Annotated in this window: 11 protein-coding genes; 10 read left to right on the top strand and 1 reads right to left on the bottom strand. The window is 46.6% G+C overall.

Going from position 1 to position 16,458, the window contains the following annotated elements; all coding sequences use genetic code 11:
- Window positions 1-8: 8 nt before the first annotated feature.
- Entirely contained in the window at window positions 9-1,241 is a 1,233-nt protein-coding gene (gene nusA, locus ACT6NU_RS03880; protein ID WP_445383150.1) for a transcription termination factor NusA, read from the top strand.
- 44 nt (window positions 1,242-1,285) lie between these two features.
- The gene (gene infB, locus ACT6NU_RS03875; protein WP_445383149.1) at window positions 1,286-3,928 is read left to right on the top strand and encodes a translation initiation factor IF-2; all 2,643 of its coding nucleotides are present in this window, start codon (window positions 1,286-1,288) and stop codon (window positions 3,926-3,928) included.
- Between the two features lie 77 nt (window positions 3,929-4,005).
- On the opposite strand, the gene ACT6NU_RS03870 is transcribed toward infB, so the two are convergent.
- Window positions 4,006-4,377: an SPOR domain-containing protein gene (locus ACT6NU_RS03870; RefSeq protein ID WP_445383148.1), complete on the bottom strand. Its 372-nt coding sequence runs from the start codon at window positions 4,375-4,377 to the stop codon at window positions 4,006-4,008.
- A gap of 322 nt (window positions 4,378-4,699) precedes the next feature.
- Between ACT6NU_RS03870 and ACT6NU_RS03865 the strand changes: the two genes are divergently transcribed.
- The 8 genes from ACT6NU_RS03865 to ACT6NU_RS03830 are packed head-to-tail and all read left to right on the top strand — an operon-like array spanning window position 4,700 to window position 16,385.
- Entirely contained in the window at window positions 4,700-6,094 is a 1,395-nt protein-coding gene (locus tag ACT6NU_RS03865; protein WP_445383828.1) for a cytochrome c3 family protein, read from the top strand.
- A gap of 27 nt (window positions 6,095-6,121) precedes the next feature.
- Window positions 6,122-9,238: a TAT-variant-translocated molybdopterin oxidoreductase gene (locus ACT6NU_RS03860; RefSeq protein WP_445383147.1), complete on the top strand. Its 3,117-nt coding sequence runs from the start codon at window positions 6,122-6,124 to the stop codon at window positions 9,236-9,238.
- A 27-nt stretch (window positions 9,239-9,265) separates the two neighbouring features.
- Entirely contained in the window at window positions 9,266-10,996 is a 1,731-nt protein-coding gene (gene nrfD / locus ACT6NU_RS03855) for an NrfD/PsrC family molybdoenzyme membrane anchor subunit (RefSeq protein WP_445383146.1), read from the top strand.
- Window positions 10,997-10,999: 3 nt separating this feature from the next.
- Window positions 11,000-11,521, top strand: a complete 522-nt coding sequence (locus ACT6NU_RS03850; RefSeq protein ID WP_445383145.1) for a DUF3341 domain-containing protein — start codon at window positions 11,000-11,002, stop codon at window positions 11,519-11,521.
- 9 nt (window positions 11,522-11,530) lie between these two features.
- Window positions 11,531-12,091, top strand: coding sequence for a c-type cytochrome (locus ACT6NU_RS03845; protein WP_445383144.1), 561 nt, complete (start codon window positions 11,531-11,533; stop codon window positions 12,089-12,091).
- A 14-nt stretch (window positions 12,092-12,105) separates the two neighbouring features.
- Window positions 12,106-13,428 carry a quinol:cytochrome C oxidoreductase gene (locus ACT6NU_RS03840; protein ID WP_445383143.1) on the top strand — a complete coding sequence of 441 codons (1,323 nt, stop codon included), beginning with the start codon at window positions 12,106-12,108 and terminating at the stop codon, window positions 13,426-13,428.
- A 33-nt stretch (window positions 13,429-13,461) separates the two neighbouring features.
- Complete coding sequence (locus tag ACT6NU_RS03835; RefSeq protein WP_445383142.1) at window positions 13,462-14,526, top strand: cytochrome c oxidase subunit II; 1,065 nt, start codon at window positions 13,462-13,464, stop codon at window positions 14,524-14,526.
- A 35-nt stretch (window positions 14,527-14,561) separates the two neighbouring features.
- On the top strand, window positions 14,562-16,385 hold the full coding sequence (locus ACT6NU_RS03830; RefSeq protein ID WP_445383141.1) for a cytochrome c oxidase subunit I: 1,824 nt from the start codon (window positions 14,562-14,564) through the stop codon (window positions 16,383-16,385).
- The last annotated feature ends 73 nt before the right edge of the window (window positions 16,386-16,458 follow it).

The raw sequence follows: 16,458 nt of genomic DNA, 5'->3' as shown, positions 1-16,458 counted from the left end.
AGCGTAAAATGGAAAATCTCGCGTTAATTGAATCATTCTCAGAATTTAAGGATGATAAATTTATCGACAGGGTAACCTTGATGGCAATTCTGGAAGAAGTCTTCCGAAGTGCTTTGAAGCGAAAATTCGGATCGGATGATAATTTCGATATCATTATTAACCCGGACAAAGGAGACCTTGAAATTTGGAGGAACCGGGTTGTTGTGCCCGATGGGGAGGTAGAAGAGCCCAACGAGGAGATTTCTCTGAGCGAAGCCAGGAAAATTGAGCCGGATTTTGAAGTGGGGGAAGATGTATCTGAGGAGGTGAAGCTTAAAGATCTTGGCCGTAGGGCTATTCTGGCGCTTCGTCAGAACCTGATTGCAAAAATCCACGAGCACGACAACACGACTATCTACAAGCAGTTCAAGGACCTTGAAGGGGAGATCTATACGGCGGAAGTTCACCATATCCGTCATAAGGCAATTATACTGCTGGACGACGAGGGAAATGAAATTCTTATGCCAAAGGAAAAACAGATCCCGTCAGACTTTTTCCGCAAGGGAGATAACGTCAGAGGAATTATCGAGAGCGTTGAGCTGAAAGGCAACAAGCCCCTTATAATAATGTCCAGAACTTCTCCTGTATTCCTCGAGCAGTTGTTCCATCAGGAAATCCCTGAAGTATTTGACGGCCTGATCACCATTAAGAAGGCCGTGCGGATCCCAGGGGAAAAGGCAAAGGTTGCTGTAGACTCCTATGATGACAGGATTGATCCGGTAGGGGCCTGTGTGGGGATGAAAGGTTCCCGTATTCATGGGATTGTCCGGGAGTTGGGCAATGAGAATATCGATGTCATAAACTGGACCAATAATCCGCAGTTGATGGTAACGCGCGCCCTGAGTCCTGCCCGGGTAACCCAGGTAAAACTCAATGATGAGAACATGACGGCGCAGGTATATCTGAAACCGGAAGAAGTTTCCAAGGCTATCGGAAGAGGCGGGCATAATATCCGCCTGGCAGGACAGTTAACGGGATACGAGATCGATGTATTCAGGGAAGGTGTGGAGGAAGACGTAGAACTCAGAGAGTTTTCCGATGAGATTGAAGCCTGGATCATTGAAGAGTTTAAGAAAATTGGCCTGGATACGGCTCGTAGCGTCCTTGAACAGGACGTTGAGGATCTGGTGAAAAGAACCGATCTGGAAGAAGAGACGATTTTGGATGTGATTCGCATCCTCAAAGAAGAATTTGAAGATTAAGCTATATATTAGCAACGTAATAGCGCAAAACGAAGGAATTTTTTATGGCAGATAATGCAACCATAAGGCTTAACAAAGTCTTGAGAGAACTCAATATTTCACTGGATAGGGCAGTGGACTATCTGGCGTCCCAGGGGCACCAGGTGGATGCACGTCCAACCACCAAGATATCCAATGAAGTATACCAGGTATTGCTGGATGAGTTCCAGACCGATATGAGCAAAAAGGTTGCTTCCAAGGAAGTAGGAGAGGAAAAGCGAAAGGAAAAAGAAGCCATCCGGCTTCAATTAGAACAGGAACAGGAAGAGCGAAGGCTAGCCAGGGAAAAGCGCGCAGCCGCCAAAGAGGTTGTAAAAGCAAAAGCGGAACTGAGCGGGCCTAAAACCGTTGGAAAAATAGACCTGGATGCCCCTGCCAAAAAGGAAGTTAAGCCAGTAGCTGAGGAACAACCTGCCGAAAAAGAGGAGGAAGCTGAGGTAAAAGCACCTGAAAAGGCAGTTGAAAAGACTAAAGAAGAAGCGCCTAAGGAAGTTGCCAAGGAGGAAAAGGAAAAGCCTGATACTATAGAAACCCAGTACCAGAAGCTTAGCGGACCGAAGATTACCGATAAAATTGACCTGTCCAAATTTGAAAAACCCAAAAAGAAGAAAGAGGAAAAGAGTTCTTCAGGGGATGATCGCAAACGCAGGCGCAAGCGAATTGTAAGCAAGGCAGATTCCCCGGGTGGACGTTCCAGAGGAACGGGTCGCAGAGGTCAGGGAGCTGCAACAGCTAAAGTAGAGCCTACCGAAGAAGAAGTTCAGAAGCAGGTAAGGGAAACCCTGGAAAAATTACAGGGTAAATCCAAAAAAGGCAAGGGAGCCAAGTACCGCAGAGACAAGCGGGACCAGCACCGTCAGCAAACCGAAAAGGATCTTGAGCAGCAGGAACTGGATAGTAAAATCCTGAAGGTAACTGAATTCGTTACCGTAGGAGAGGTTGCTGTCATGATGGATATTCCCACCACCAGTATTATATCAGCATGTATGTCCCTGGGGATCATGGTGACCATGAACCAGCGCCTGGATGCCGAAACCCTGTCTATAGTAGCCGATGAATTCGGATATGAAGTGGAATTCGTTACTGCAGACATTGAGGAAACTATAGAAGAGGAGGAAGATGCCCCTGAAGACCTGAAATCAAGAGCCCCCATCGTTACGGTTATGGGGCACGTAGATCACGGGAAAACATCCCTTCTTGACCATATAAGAAATGAAAATGTAATCGCGGGAGAAAGCGGGGGTATCACCCAGCACATAGGTGCATACGGGGTAACCCTCAAGAATGGCCAGCGTATAACCTTCCTGGATACCCCGGGTCACGAAGCCTTTACCGCAATGCGGGCAAGGGGTGCCCAGGTTACGGATATTGCGATTATCGTAATCGCTGCAGATGACGACATCATGCCCCAAACCAAGGAGGCGATCAGCCATGCACAGGCAGCGGGAGTACCAATCGTCTTTGCGATCAATAAAATAGACCGCCCAACAGCCAATCCGGATAAAATCAAGGAGGGGCTGGCCAATATGAACTTACTGGTTGAAGATTGGGGAGGTAAAATTCAATCCCATGACATTTCGGCCAAAACCGGAGCAGGCGTCAAGGAATTGCTTGAAAAAGTATTGCTTGAAGCAGAATTGCTGGAGTTACAGGCCAACCCGGATAAACTTGCCAGTGGAACGGTAGTTGAGGCGTTCCTTGACAAAGGAAGAGGGTATGTCTCTACTGTATTGGTACAGGGGGGAACTCTGACCATCGGCGATTATGTGCTGGCAGGGACCTGCAGCGGAAAAGTTAAAGCCATGCAGGATGAGCGTGGGAAAAATATCAAAAAGGCCGGACCTTCTACCCCTATCTCCATATTGGGGCTGGACGGAGCTCCTCAGGCGGGGGATAAATTCAACGTCCTGGAAGACGAAAGGGAAGCCAAACAAATAGCTGCCAAGCGCAGCCAGTTGTTAAGGGAGCAATCCGTACGCACACAAAGACATATTACCCTGGATGAAATCGGAAGACGAATTGCACTGGGTGACTTTAAAGAACTCAACATTATCCTTAAAGGGGATGTGGACGGTTCGGTGGAAGCGCTGTCGGATTCTTTCCAGAAACTTTCTACGGATGAGATCCAGGTAAATATTATCCATAAAGGTGTTGGCGCCATCACGGAATCTGATGTGCTGCTGGCCTCAGCTTCGGATGCGATCGTAATCGGCTTTAATGTAAGGCCTATGGGTAACGCACGTGAACTGGCAGACAAAGAAGAAATAGATATCCGACTCTACTCGATTATCTACGACGCTATCAATGACCTGAAAGACGCCATGGAGGGAATGCTTTCGCCTGAAATTAAGGAGGAGATAACCGGAACTGCCGAGATCCGCGAAACCTTCAAGATTTCCAAGATCGGAACCATTGCCGGGTGTATGGTAACCAGCGGTAAGGTTTACAGAAACTCCAATATCCGTCTTATAAGGGACGGAGTTGTAATCTTCACCGGGGAACTGGCTTCCTTAAAGCGTTTTAAAGACGACGTCAAAGAAGTTTCCAAAGGATATGACTGTGGTCTTCAGATCAAAAATTACAATGACATCAAAGAAGGGGACGTTGTGGAAGCCTTCCAGGAAGTCGCAGTAAAGAAGACCCTTTAAGAGATATAACAGCAGTGTTAAAGAAAAAAGCCCGGATGCTATTGCTTCCGGGCTTTTTTAGTGGTTTTCTTTAGTTATTAATTCTCTGTGCCGGGCCGCAAAATAAGTGCCCCGGGATATTTTTTGCGAACTTCCTGATATTGCTTTTCGGCTTCCAGCTTTGTCTTAAAGCGGCCGAGCTGAACGCGGTAGGTGGGAGAATCAAAAACAATTTTTGACCTCCATTGCGGAAATTCATCAGAAGCCTCGGCCTTCAGCTTTTCGGCCAACTCGTAATTTCCAAAACCTATCTGAATGGTATAGTAGGAGGAACTGGATACGCCTTTTTTGTAAATATCCATAAGTTTCCCAATTTTGGGATCTTGTTCTATGGAAACCTGTCCGGTCTGGGCATGTAATTCGGAAAGGCTGATAACCAGACATGCCAGGATGATCATTGCATTTTTCATAGGATACATCATTGATCGAATTGAGCCATTAAAGGTACTTGATTTCGGCTATTTCAGGAATAATTTTCACCTTATTTAGAATAATTATAAATTATAAATTATAAAACCTTTAAGATTTCCAAAATAAAGTCTATGTCGTATTTTTGACGACAATTTGAACCCTGCAAAATCCCAGTAAAATCGGTAAGAAATTATGGGAATTTTGTTTGGCCAAACGAAACAAAAAGCCTTAAAAGACGGTCATTCAAATGTTAGAATGCACAAAGCGTGCCAGCTTGAATACAGCATCGTCAGGGCTAAGGAAAATATTGAACAGCAACACATGAAAAAGGTTTCCAACCGCCATCCGTTGACAGCGATTTTTGGTTTTTCCCTAGTAGTTTCCCTACTTTTTTCACCCGCACTTTCGGCTCAGGACGAGGCAGCTGCCCAGGCGGCAGCCAATACCGAGGCCGTTGCAGCAAGTGGTGACGAAGGGCCTTGTGGCCCGGGAGACCCGGAAAAAGGAAAGCAATTATTTAACCAGAATTGTGCTGCCTGCCACAATTTAAATCGAAAAATGACGGGCCCGGCCCTTGCCAATGTGGCTACCCGCCTGATTGAGGAGGAAGGCTTGGATTGTGAATGGATCTATTCCTGGATCAAGAACAGCGCTGGGATGATTAGTTCCGGTGACGCTTACGCCAATAGTATTTACAACGAATACAACCAGGCGGCCATGACTGCCTTTCCAACACTTTCCAATCAGGATATAAACGATATCCTGGCTTATACGGAAGCACCGCCTCCGGCTCCGGCAGCGGCAGTGGCTGTTACTGCAGCGGGAGAAGTTCCGGCTGCTTCGGGAGGGGTTTCCAATGAATTGATCCTGGGGGCGCTGGCCTTGGTTTTTGCCTTGCTGGTAATGATGCTTATTCTGGTAAACAAAACCCTAAGGCGAATTGCCGAAGCCAATGGCGTGGTTATGGAAAAGGCAAAAGCCGAAAAGCGTACGCCGATCTGGAAAGCCTTTGCTCAAAATCAATTTTTAGTATTGGTTACAGCTATATTCTTTCTGCTGGGGTCTGCTTATTTTGCCTATGGGTGGATGATGCAGGTGGGGGTAGACCAGGGATATGCACCCATACAGCCAATCCATTATTCCCACAGAATACACGCGGGAGTGAACAAGATTGAGTGTAAATATTGCCACTCATCGGCCCGTGTGTCCAAGCATTCGGGGATCCCATCCCTAAATGTTTGTATGAACTGTCATAAATCTATCTACGAATACAAAGGAGATGGCACGCCACCTTCAGCTGAAGATCTGGCAAACGGGTATACCAATGAATTTTATACCGGTGAGATAAAGAAATTGTACAAGGCCGTGGGCTGGGATGAAGAAAACCAACAATATACAGGAGAGACACAGCCTGTTGAGTGGGTCCGAATCCACAACCTGCCTGACTTCGCCTATTTCAATCACTCCCAGCACGTAACGGTAGGGCAGATTGAATGTCAGACCTGTCACGGGCCGGTCGAAGAAATGGAAATCATGTACCAGTACTCCCCGCTCACCATGGGGTGGTGTATCAACTGCCACCGTGAGACCAACGTAAAGATGGAAGGCAACGAGTACTACGAGCAAATTCATGAAGAGCTTGCCAAGAAATACGGAGTAGATAAAGTAACGGCAGCCCAGATGGGTGGGCTGGAATGCGGCAAGTGTCATTATTAATCATAAGGAGATAATTGTAAAGATCGTATGGCATCAAACAAAAAATATTGGAAAAGTGAAGCGGAACTCTCCGCAGACAATTCCATTGTTGAGACGCTTAGACAGAACGAGTTCCCTGAGGAAGTACCCGTAGATGAATTTCTGGGGGATAAAGAGCAACTGGCTTCCAGTCAGACCAGTCGCAGGGATTTTCTCAAATACGTCGGCTTTAGTACGGCAGCGGCTTCCCTGGCAGCCTGTGAAGGTCCTGTTCATAAATCCATTCCTTATGTATTTCAGCCGGAACGAATTATCCCAGGTGTAGCCAACTATTACGCTACCACTATGGCAGATGGTTACGACTTTGCCAGTATTTTGGTGAAGACACGTGAGGGACGTCCTATAAAAATAGAGAACAACAAGGAGGCCGGCGTATTGGGAAGTGCCAATGCAAGGGTTCAGGCTTCAGTCCTCTCTTTGTATGACAGCACCCGCTTACAGGGTCCTACTGCTCAGGGAAACCCTGTGGAATGGGATGTATTGGATGCCACTGTAAAGGCAAAACTGGCAGGCTTGCAGGCTTCCGGAAAAGAGGTGGCCATACTGACGCAAACCTATGCCAGCCCATCAACAAGCCGTCTGGTAAATGCCTTTAAAGAGGCATATGGGAATGTAAGGCACATATCATACGATGCTATATCTGAAGACGCAGCCTTAGCTGCTTTTGAGACAAAATATGGGGAACGCGCCCTTGCAGATTATCATCTGGATAAGGCAGAACTGATCATCTCTTTTGGGGCAGACTTCCTGGGAGACTGGCAGGGAGGCGGATTCGACAGCGGTTATAGTAAAGGCCGTGTGCCCAAAAATGGGAAGATGTCACGCCACGTGCAGTTCGAATCAAATATGTCACTGACCGGGGCAAATGCCGATAAGCGCATTCCACTGAGCCCGGCAAAGCAAAAAGTAGCTCTGGCACATCTCTATGCCAAACTAAATGGCAGTAACGTTGGAGGCGAGTTACCGGAGCGCGTAGATGCTGAGCTCGATAAACTGGTTGCCGGTATCGGAAAAAACAAACGGAAGGCAGTAGTGCTGACCGGACTGGACGATGCAGATGCCCAGGCAGTAGTGCTGGCGATTAATGAAATGCTGGGCAGTGAGGCCTTCGATACGCAAAATCCCCGATATGTCAGACAGGGTAGCACAGCAGCCCTTCAGGCCATGATCGGCGATATGCAGGCAGGGAAGATAGGCATGTTGCTAATAGACGGGGTAAACCCGGCCTATTCGCTGCCCAATGCGGCAGACTTTGCTGAAGCCGTCGGAAAGGTGGAATTATCCGTTGCCTTTTCAATGAATAAAAACGAAACTACAGAACTTACCACCTATACGGCAGCAGCCAATCATTACCTGGAATCATGGGGTGATCTCTCTCCCAAAAAAGGACATTACAGCCTTACCCAGCCGGTGATAAGGGAACTTTTTGACACGCGTCAGTTCCAGCACTGTTTGCTTAAGTGGATGGGGTCTGAACAGACCTATTACGAATTTATACGCGAAACCTGGGAGACCGAAATCCTTTCCGGAGCAGACTGGAACCAGGCCCTTCACGACGGGGTTTATACAATGTCCGAGGGTGATCCGGTTGAAATGCGAGGGATGCAAACCGATAAAGAATCATCAGACAGCATGCCGGAATCTGCAACTGTATTACCTATTGCTGCCTCAGTCAGAAAGCTGGCCTCAGCTTCTGAAAACGGAATGAGTCTGGTACTGTACCCGAAGATCGGGATGGGAGACGGAAGGCAGGCAGGAAACCCATGGCTACAGGAGTTCCCGGATCCGATCAGCAGGGTATCCTGGGATAACTACCTCACCGTTTCCAAGAAAGACGCTATGGAAATGGGACTGGTTAATGAGCATGTTGCCAACGGAGGCCTGGATGGAAGCTATGTAAATATTACTGCCAACGGCAAAACCCTTAACAATGTACCTGTAATTATTCAACCCGGGCAGGCGGAAGGAACAGTTGGTTTATCCTTCGGTTACGGGAAGAAAACAGGAATGAAATCTGAAATGCAGGTTGGGGTAAACGCCTTTAGTCTGTATCAGAATTTCAGCAGTATCCAGTCAGTAAGCCTTGAAAAAGCAGCTGGCATGCATGAGTTTGCTTGTGTGCAACTGCATAAAACCTTAATGGGTCGCGGGGATATTATTAAGGAAACCACTCTGGAGATTTTCAATACAAAGGATCATTCTGAGTGGAACCATGTGCCTCAGGTTTCTCTGGACCATCAGGAAGTACCTGCTACCACCGTAGACCTTTGGGATAGCTTTGACCGGTCTATAGGTCATCACTTTAATATGTCCATAGACCTGAATGCCTGTACCGGTTGCGGGGCCTGCGTTATTGCCTGCCATGCAGAAAACAACGTTCCGGTGGTTGGAAAACAGGAAATCCGCAAATCGCGGGATATGCACTGGTTGCGTATAGACCGATATTATTCCTCTGAAGATACTTTTGAAGCCGATAACATCAAAAAAGACGAGATGTCAGGAGCATTTGAGTCCAAGTCTGGCTTCGAGGAAATGGAAGACCCTGCTGCTAACCCGCAGGTGGCTTTCCAGCCGGTTATGTGCCAACATTGTAACCATGCTCCCTGTGAAACAGTATGTCCGGTAGCTGCAACTGCGCACAGCCGTCAGGGTCATAACCACATGGCCTATAACCGCTGCGTTGGTACCCGTTACTGTGCGAACAACTGTCCTTATAAGGTACGTCGTTTTAACTGGTTCCTTTACAATAACAACGATGAGTTTGATTACCATATGAACAATGATTTGGGTAAAATGGTACTCAACCCAGATGTAAACGTGCGCTCACGCGGGGTAATGGAAAAGTGCTCCTGGTGTATTCAGATGACTCAGAAATCGATTCTGGATGCCAAGCGGGAAGGGCGCAAAGTTACCGATGAGGAATTCCAGACAGCCTGTTCCAATGCATGTAGCAGCGGAGCGATTGTATTTGGAGATATAAATGATGCTGAAAGCGAAGTTTCCAAACTTAAAGAAAGTGACAGGATGTATCACCTCCTGGAGCATGTGGGTACCAAACCCAATGTGTTCTACCATGTGAAGGTCCGCAATACAGACGAAGCATAACAAACCAAGAAACGAAAACAAGATTATATGGCGTCGCATTACGAAGCACCAATACGGAAACCCCTTGTTCTAGGCGATAAAGGTTACCACGACGTTTCTGTAGATATTGCAGCCCCCGTAGAGGGAAGGGCCAACAAGCAGTGGTGGATAGTGTTTTCCATCGCTCTGGCTGCCTTTCTTTGGGGAGTCGGGTGTATCATTTACACTATTTCCACCGGTATCGGAACCTGGGGACTGAACCGCACCGTAAACTGGGCCTGGGATATTACCAACTTTGTATGGTGGGTGGGTATTGGTCACGCAGGAACCCTTATTTCTGCTGTTCTCCTGCTGTTCCGTCAGAAATGGAGAATGGCAATTAACCGTTCGGCGGAAGCCATGACAATTTTTTCGGTTATACAGGCCGGATTATTCCCGATTATCCACATGGGGCGACCCTGGCTGGCGTACTGGGTATTGCCCATCCCGAACCAGTTCGGTTCCCTGTGGGTAAACTTCAACTCCCCGCTCTTATGGGACGTATTTGCGATTTCGACCTATTTATCGGTTTCTTTGGTGTTCTGGTGGACGGGATTATTACCTGATTTTGCAATGATCCGGGACCGCGCTGTGAAACCATTCCAGAAAAAGATTTACAGCCTGGTCTCCTTCGGCTGGACCGGAAGGGCTAAAGACTGGCAGCGTTTTGAGGAAGTATCCCTGGTTCTGGCCGGATTGGCTACCCCCCTGGTACTTTCTGTACACACCATTGTATCTTTTGACTTTGCGACTTCTGTTATTCCGGGATGGCATACCACCATCTTCCCGCCCTACTTTGTTGCTGGGGCAATCTTTTCAGGTTTTGCCATGGTACAAACCCTGCTCATTATCATGAGAAAGGTCTGTAACCTTGAAGCCTATATTACCGTACAGCACATCGAACTGATGAATATCGTGATTATGATCACGGGGTCCATCGTAGGGTGTGCCTATATCACCGAATTGTTTATTGCCTGGTATTCCGGAGTGGAGTACGAGCAATATGCCTTCCTGAACCGTGCAACCGGACCTTACTGGTGGGCCTACACCCTGATGATGACCTGTAATGTGGTTTCCCCTCAGGTAATGTGGTTTAAGAAAATCCGGACCAGTATCCTGGTATCCTTTATAATCTCAATTGTGGTAAATATAGGGATGTGGTTCGAGCGATTTGTGATTATCGTAACCTCCCTTCACAGGGATTACCTGCCGTCTTCCTGGACGATGTTTTCACCCACCTTTGTGGATATCGGGATATTTATAGGTACCATCGGATTTTTCTTCGTATTGTTCCTGTTATACGCCCGCACATTCCCGGTAATCGCTCAGGCAGAAGTGAAATCCATCCTGAAATCTTCAGGAGAGCGTTATAAAAAACTCCGGGATGCAGGTAAGCCTCTTTATCAGGTAACCCCACTTTCTGGCGGAACAGTAAAAAGCATTAAAACCGAGAAGGCCCCTCCTGCAGAGGAAGGCACTGCCCAGGTCAGCAGCCTGATGGATAGCCTCGGCACTTTTGATCCGGATACTCAAACTCCCGATGACCTTAAAAAGGTTAAGGGAATTGGCCCTCAAATGGAAAAAACCCTTAACGGGATAGGAATTTATTCTTATGCGCAGCTCAGCAAAATGAGTCAGCGGGAATACGACTTGCTGGATTCAATCACCGGTTCCTTCCCGGGAAGGGCGCAACGGGATGATTGGGCCGGGCAGGCAAAACGTTTAAACGAAAATAAATAGAGAATGGCATCTAAAGTGATTCACGCCTATTACAACGACGATGACGTCCTGATGCATGCAGTTAAGAAGGTAAAAGCTGCTAAGCACCATATTGAAGAGGTTTATTGCCCGTTTCCCGTCCACGGACTGGATAAGGCGATGGGCCTGGCACCTACAAGGATTGCCATCACCTCATTTATGTATGGGTGTCTGGGATTGATTGTAGCCATCGTTATGATGAATTATATAATGATTGAAGACTGGCCCCAGGATATAGGGGGGAAACCCAGTTTCAGTTATCTGGAGAACATGCCCGCCTTTGTGCCGATCATGTTCGAGATGACCGTGTTTTTTGCAGCTCACCTTATGGTAATCACTTTCTACCTCAGAAGCAGGTTATGGCCATTTAAGAAGGCTGAAAACCCGGATGTTCGCTCTACGGATGACCACTTTATAATGGAAATTGAGCCACATGGCGATACAGATGGCCTGATTGCTATGCTGAGAGAAAGCGGAGCAGTTGAAATTAACAGTATTGAAAAGTAAGATCGTACGATGAAAAATACGCTTATAAAAATTGGGTCCATGTTACTGGTTTTCGGGATTTTCTCCTGCAAGGATGATAAAAGCCCCAATTATCAGTATATGCCCAATATGTATGAATCCGTTGGCTATGAAACCTATGAAAAAGTGGAATGGCTTCCAGCGGGTACAGAAGCTATGTTGCCGGCAGATCATACCATTGCACGTGGAATGGTACCCTATCCGTTCGAGGATACCCCGGAAGGCAAGGAGCTATCCAGGGCCGCAATGAGTCCGCTGGATTCGCTGCAGACAGAAGAAAACCTGGCAGTGGGAAAGGAATTATACGATATCAATTGCGCCATTTGCCATGGGGCAAAAGGAAACGGTCAGGGATGGCTTGTGCAACAGGAAAAAATTCTCGGTGTACCCTCCTATTCCGATCAGGCAAGGAATATTACAGTGGGTAGTACCTATCACGTGATATATTACGGACTTAATTCCATGGGCTCATATGCCAATCAGTTAAACCATACCGAGCGCTGGCAGGTTTCTGAGTACGTTATGAAACTTAAAGAAGACCTAACAAAATAAGATACCGATTGCAGATGTATACCTTCTCAAACAGATTAAAAATTGGATCCCTAATTCTGATGGCCCTGGGGCTTTTTGGAATGGGAATAGGATTTGTATCCGTACCTTCTTCAATTGAAGAGGCCAAGGAAATGGTTGCTGCACACGACGATGGTCATGGTGGCGGTCATGAAACGGCTGCAACAGAACAGGCGCATGCAGAGTCCGGGCATGCAGAGGCCGGCCATGCCTCGGAGCACGATGAGCATGTATACCACCAGCTGAGGAACCGGCCATGGTCCGCAATGTATGTAGCCGCATTCTTCTTCTTTATGATCGCGTTGGGGGTATTGGCTTTTTATGCAGTACAGCGCGCTTCCCAGGCGGGGTGGTCTCCGCTACTGTTCAGGGTCATGGAAGGCATAACGGCCTATCTGGTACCCGGTGGAATCATCATTTTTGTTATCCTGATCTTGTCGGTGCTTCATATGAATCATATGTTTGTCTGGATGGATTCTGAGGTAGTGGCCCACGATGAATTATTACAGGGGAAGGCCGGATACCTGAACCCGACATTTTTCCTGATACGGGCGGCTTTCTTTTTAGGAGGTTGGATCCTTTACAGGGAAGTCTCCAGAAAATTATCTCTTGCTCAGGACGCATCAAACGACAATGCGAGTTTCAAAAAGAATTTCAGATGGTCTGCGGGCTTCCTGGTATTTTACCTGGTTACCGAATCCATGATGTCCTGGGACTGGATTATGAGCGTTGATCCTCACTGGTTCAGTACGCTTTTTGGCTGGTATGTTTTTGCCAGTATGTTTGTTTCCGGGATCACTGTGATCGCCATGATTACCATTTACCTCAAGTCCAGGGGGTACCTGCCGGATGTAAACGACAGCCACATCCACGACCTGGCAAAATTTATGTTCGGGATCAGTATTTTCTGGACCTATCTCTGGTTCGGGCAGTTTATGCTTATCTGGTATGCCAACATTCCGGAGGAAGTGACTTATTTTGTCCAGCGGATAGATCAGTACAGGTTACCATTTTTTGGGATGATAGCTATGAACTTTATCTTTCCCCTCTTACTTTTGATGAACAGTGATTACAAGAGGGTAAATTGGTTTGTGGTTATGACTGGGATCGTAGTACTTTTGGGCCATTATTTGGATGTTTTCATTATGATCATGCCCGCCACAGTCGGGGAGCAGTGGTCTATTGGTATTCCTGAAATAGGAGCTGTCCTCTTTTTTGGAGGAGCCTTTATTTTCTGGGTTTTCCGGGCGCTTACCAAGGCACCTTTGCAACCTAGCAGGAATCCGTTTATTGAAGAAAGCAGACAATTTCATTATTAGAAGAATTATTAGCGAAAAATATCAGATCATACAATGACAGCATTATTGACGATCACCGTTTTAGTTTTAGTGGCCATCGCTATCTGGCAGATGACCAAGATTTTTGAATTGTCTCAGGTTAAGGCTAAAGCAGGAAGTTCAGAAGTAGCTACAGATGAGGATAATAAGAACAACGGGTACCTGATGTTCATATTCCTTATTTTTATATACGGGATTACCATTTTTAGTTTCTGGAAATACGGCAAGTTTATCTTACCGGAAGCAGCCTCTGAGCACGGAGCAGAGTACGACGAACTCATGGTTTGGACCTTTGTGGTGATTTTTATCACACAAATCTTTACCCAGTTTCTGCTGCATTACTTCGCCTTCAAATACAGGGGGAAAAAAGGACAGAAGGCCTTGTTTTATGCCGATAACGATCGATTGGAATTTATCTGGACCATAATTCCGGTAATCGTTCTGGCCGGTCTTATATTATATGGGTTATATACCTGGACCAATATAATGGACATTAATGAAGATGACGATCCCCTAATAGTGGAACTCTACGCCCAACAATTCAACTGGACCGCCCGTTATGGGGGAGCCGACAACGTTTTGGGTGAAGCTAACGTACGGATGATTGACATCAACAGAGCGAATGTTATGGGGCTGGACGAGTCTGATCCCAATGCCTCAGATGACATTATTGTTAAAGAGTTACACCTACCGGTGGGACGGAAGGTGAATTTTAAATTCCGGTCTCAGGACGTTTTGCACTCGGCTTATATGCCCCATTTCCGGGCACAAATGAACTGCGTTCCCGGAATGATCACTGAATTTTCATTTACTCCTACCAAAACCACTGCCGAAATGCGGCAAAATCCGGATATTATCGACAAGGTTAGGAGAACCAACGTCATTCGGGCAGAACGAGCAGCAAAGGGAGAGCCGAATTCCGAACCATGGGAGTTCGATTACATCCTGCTTTGTAATAAGATTTGTGGAAAATCACATTACAATATGCAAATGAAAATAATTGTGGAAACCGAAGAAGAATACAATGCCTGGATGGAAAGCCAGCAGACCTTTTCCCAGACTGTTGCCTCCGTTCAATAATTAAAATGCTATAAAAAGAAAAAAAGAAAAAGATTATGTCAGCACAAGCAACTGCAGTAGTCGATGATCATGCTCACGATCACGGACATCATCACAAAGAAACTTTTGTAACGAAATATATTTTTAGCCAGGATCATAAGATGATCTCTAAACAGTATCTGATAACAGGTCTGATCATGGGATTCATCGGTATCGCTATGTCACTTTTATTCAGGATGCAATTGGCCTGGCCAGGCGAATCTTTCCCGATTTTTGAGGCTGTTCTCGGAAAATGGGCTCCTGATGGCGTAATGGATGCAGACATTTACCTGGCACTTGTAACCATTCACGGGACCATTATGGTATTCTTTGTTCTGACTGCGGGATTAAGCGGTACTTTCAGTAACCTGCTTATCCCCTTGCAGATTGGAGCAAGAGATATGGCCTCTGGCTTTTTGAATATGCTCTCATACTGGATGTTCTTTACCTCCAGTGTGGTAATGGTTATCTCACTCTTTGTAGAAGCCGGACCCGCAGCAGCCGGGTGGACCATCTACCCGCCTTTAAGTGCCCTGCCTATGGCACAACCAGGCTCTGGAATGGGAATGACCCTCTGGCTGGTTTCTATGGCTATTTTCATTGCCTCTTCGTTTCTCGGGTCGCTTAACTATATAGTTACCGTATTGAATCTCAGAACCAAGGGTATGTCCATGACAAGACTTCCCTTAACGATCTGGGCATTTTTTGTTACTGCAGTAATTGGGGTTATTTCATTCCCAGTATTGTTGTCCGCAGCATTACTGCTAATCATGGACCGTAGTTTTGGGACTTCTTTCTTCCTTTCAGATATTTTTATTCAGGGCGAGGTCTTACACTATCAGGGGGGATCACCTGTATTGTTCGAACACCTTTTCTGGTTCCTCGGACACCCGGAGGTTTACATCGTTATTTTACCCGCTATGGGGATTGTATCTGAAGTTATGTCTGTTGGTGCGCGAAAGCCTATTTTCGGATATAGGGCAATGATCGCTTCCATATTGGCTATCGCCTTCCTTTCAACCATTGTTTGGGGCCACCATATGTTTATATCGGGAATGAACCCGTTTTTGGGCTCAGTATTTACCTTCACGACTTTGCTGATTGCGATACCTTCGGGAGTTAAGGCGTTTAACTGGATAACAACCCTCTGGAAGGGTAATCTGCAGTTAAGTCCGGGCATGCTCTTTTCAATTGGTATGGTATCTACTTTTATTACAGGGGGTCTTACCGGGATCATCCTGGGAGACAGTACCCTGGACATCAATGTACACGACACCTATTTTGTGGTTGCTCACTTCCACCTGGTAATGGGTATTTCTGCCCTTTACGGATTATTTGCCGGGGTGTATCACTGGTTCCCGAAAATGTTCCAGGGAAGGATGATGAGCAAAAACCTGGGCTATGTCCACTTCTGGATAACCGCCGTAGGGTCTTATGGCGTATTCTTCCCGATGCATTTTGTTGGGATGGCCGGGGTACCGAGACGCTACTATCAGAATACAGCCTTCCCCATGTTCGATGAACTGGTGGATGTACAGGTACTAATGACAGTATTTGCGATAATTACGGCAGGAGCCCAGCTGATTTTTGCCTATAACTTTATCCGTAGTATTTTTTACGGAGAAAGGGGCCCGCAGAATCCATGGAAGGCCACTACCCTCGAATGGACCGCTCCGCAGGAACATATTCACGGAAACTGGCCTGGTGAAATTCCTGAGGTACACCGCTGGGCATATGATTTCTCTAAAACCTATGAGAATGGCGAATACATTATTCCAGGTCAGGATTTTGTAATGCAGCACATTCCATTGCAGGAAGGGGAAGAAGAATTACAGCACTAAGGCAAAATTAATTCACATTCAGCCCATCTTTACGGATGGGCTTTTTTTATCGCTTAATAGTAAAGAGTATTGT

Source organism: Robiginitalea rubriflava, assembly GCF_052540725.1.
Note: the sequence above shows the minus strand (reverse complement) of the source record. Positions and strands in the feature narration are given on the sequence as shown.

What these genes read in the sequence shown, in the direction of transcription:
- nusA (WP_445383150.1), top strand. Translation starts at nt 9, where the DNA reads ATGGAAAATCTCGCGTTAATTGAATCATTCTCAGAATTTAAGGATGAT.
- infB (WP_445383149.1), top strand. Translation starts at nt 1,286, where the DNA reads ATGGCAGATAATGCAACCATAAGGCTTAACAAAGTCTTGAGAGAACTC.
- ACT6NU_RS03870 (WP_445383148.1), bottom strand. Translation starts at nt 4,377, where the DNA reads ATGAAAAATGCAATGATCATCCTGGCATGTCTGGTTATCAGCCTTTCC.
- ACT6NU_RS03865 (WP_445383828.1), top strand. Translation starts at nt 4,700, where the DNA reads ATGAAAAAGGTTTCCAACCGCCATCCGTTGACAGCGATTTTTGGTTTT.
- ACT6NU_RS03860 (WP_445383147.1), top strand. Translation starts at nt 6,122, where the DNA reads ATGGCATCAAACAAAAAATATTGGAAAAGTGAAGCGGAACTCTCCGCA.
- nrfD (WP_445383146.1), top strand. Translation starts at nt 9,266, where the DNA reads ATGGCGTCGCATTACGAAGCACCAATACGGAAACCCCTTGTTCTAGGC.
- ACT6NU_RS03850 (WP_445383145.1), top strand. Translation starts at nt 11,000, where the DNA reads ATGGCATCTAAAGTGATTCACGCCTATTACAACGACGATGACGTCCTG.
- ACT6NU_RS03845 (WP_445383144.1), top strand. Translation starts at nt 11,531, where the DNA reads ATGAAAAATACGCTTATAAAAATTGGGTCCATGTTACTGGTTTTCGGG.
- ACT6NU_RS03840 (WP_445383143.1), top strand. Translation starts at nt 12,106, where the DNA reads ATGTATACCTTCTCAAACAGATTAAAAATTGGATCCCTAATTCTGATG.
- ACT6NU_RS03835 (WP_445383142.1), top strand. Translation starts at nt 13,462, where the DNA reads ATGACAGCATTATTGACGATCACCGTTTTAGTTTTAGTGGCCATCGCT.
- ACT6NU_RS03830 (WP_445383141.1), top strand. Translation starts at nt 14,562, where the DNA reads ATGTCAGCACAAGCAACTGCAGTAGTCGATGATCATGCTCACGATCAC.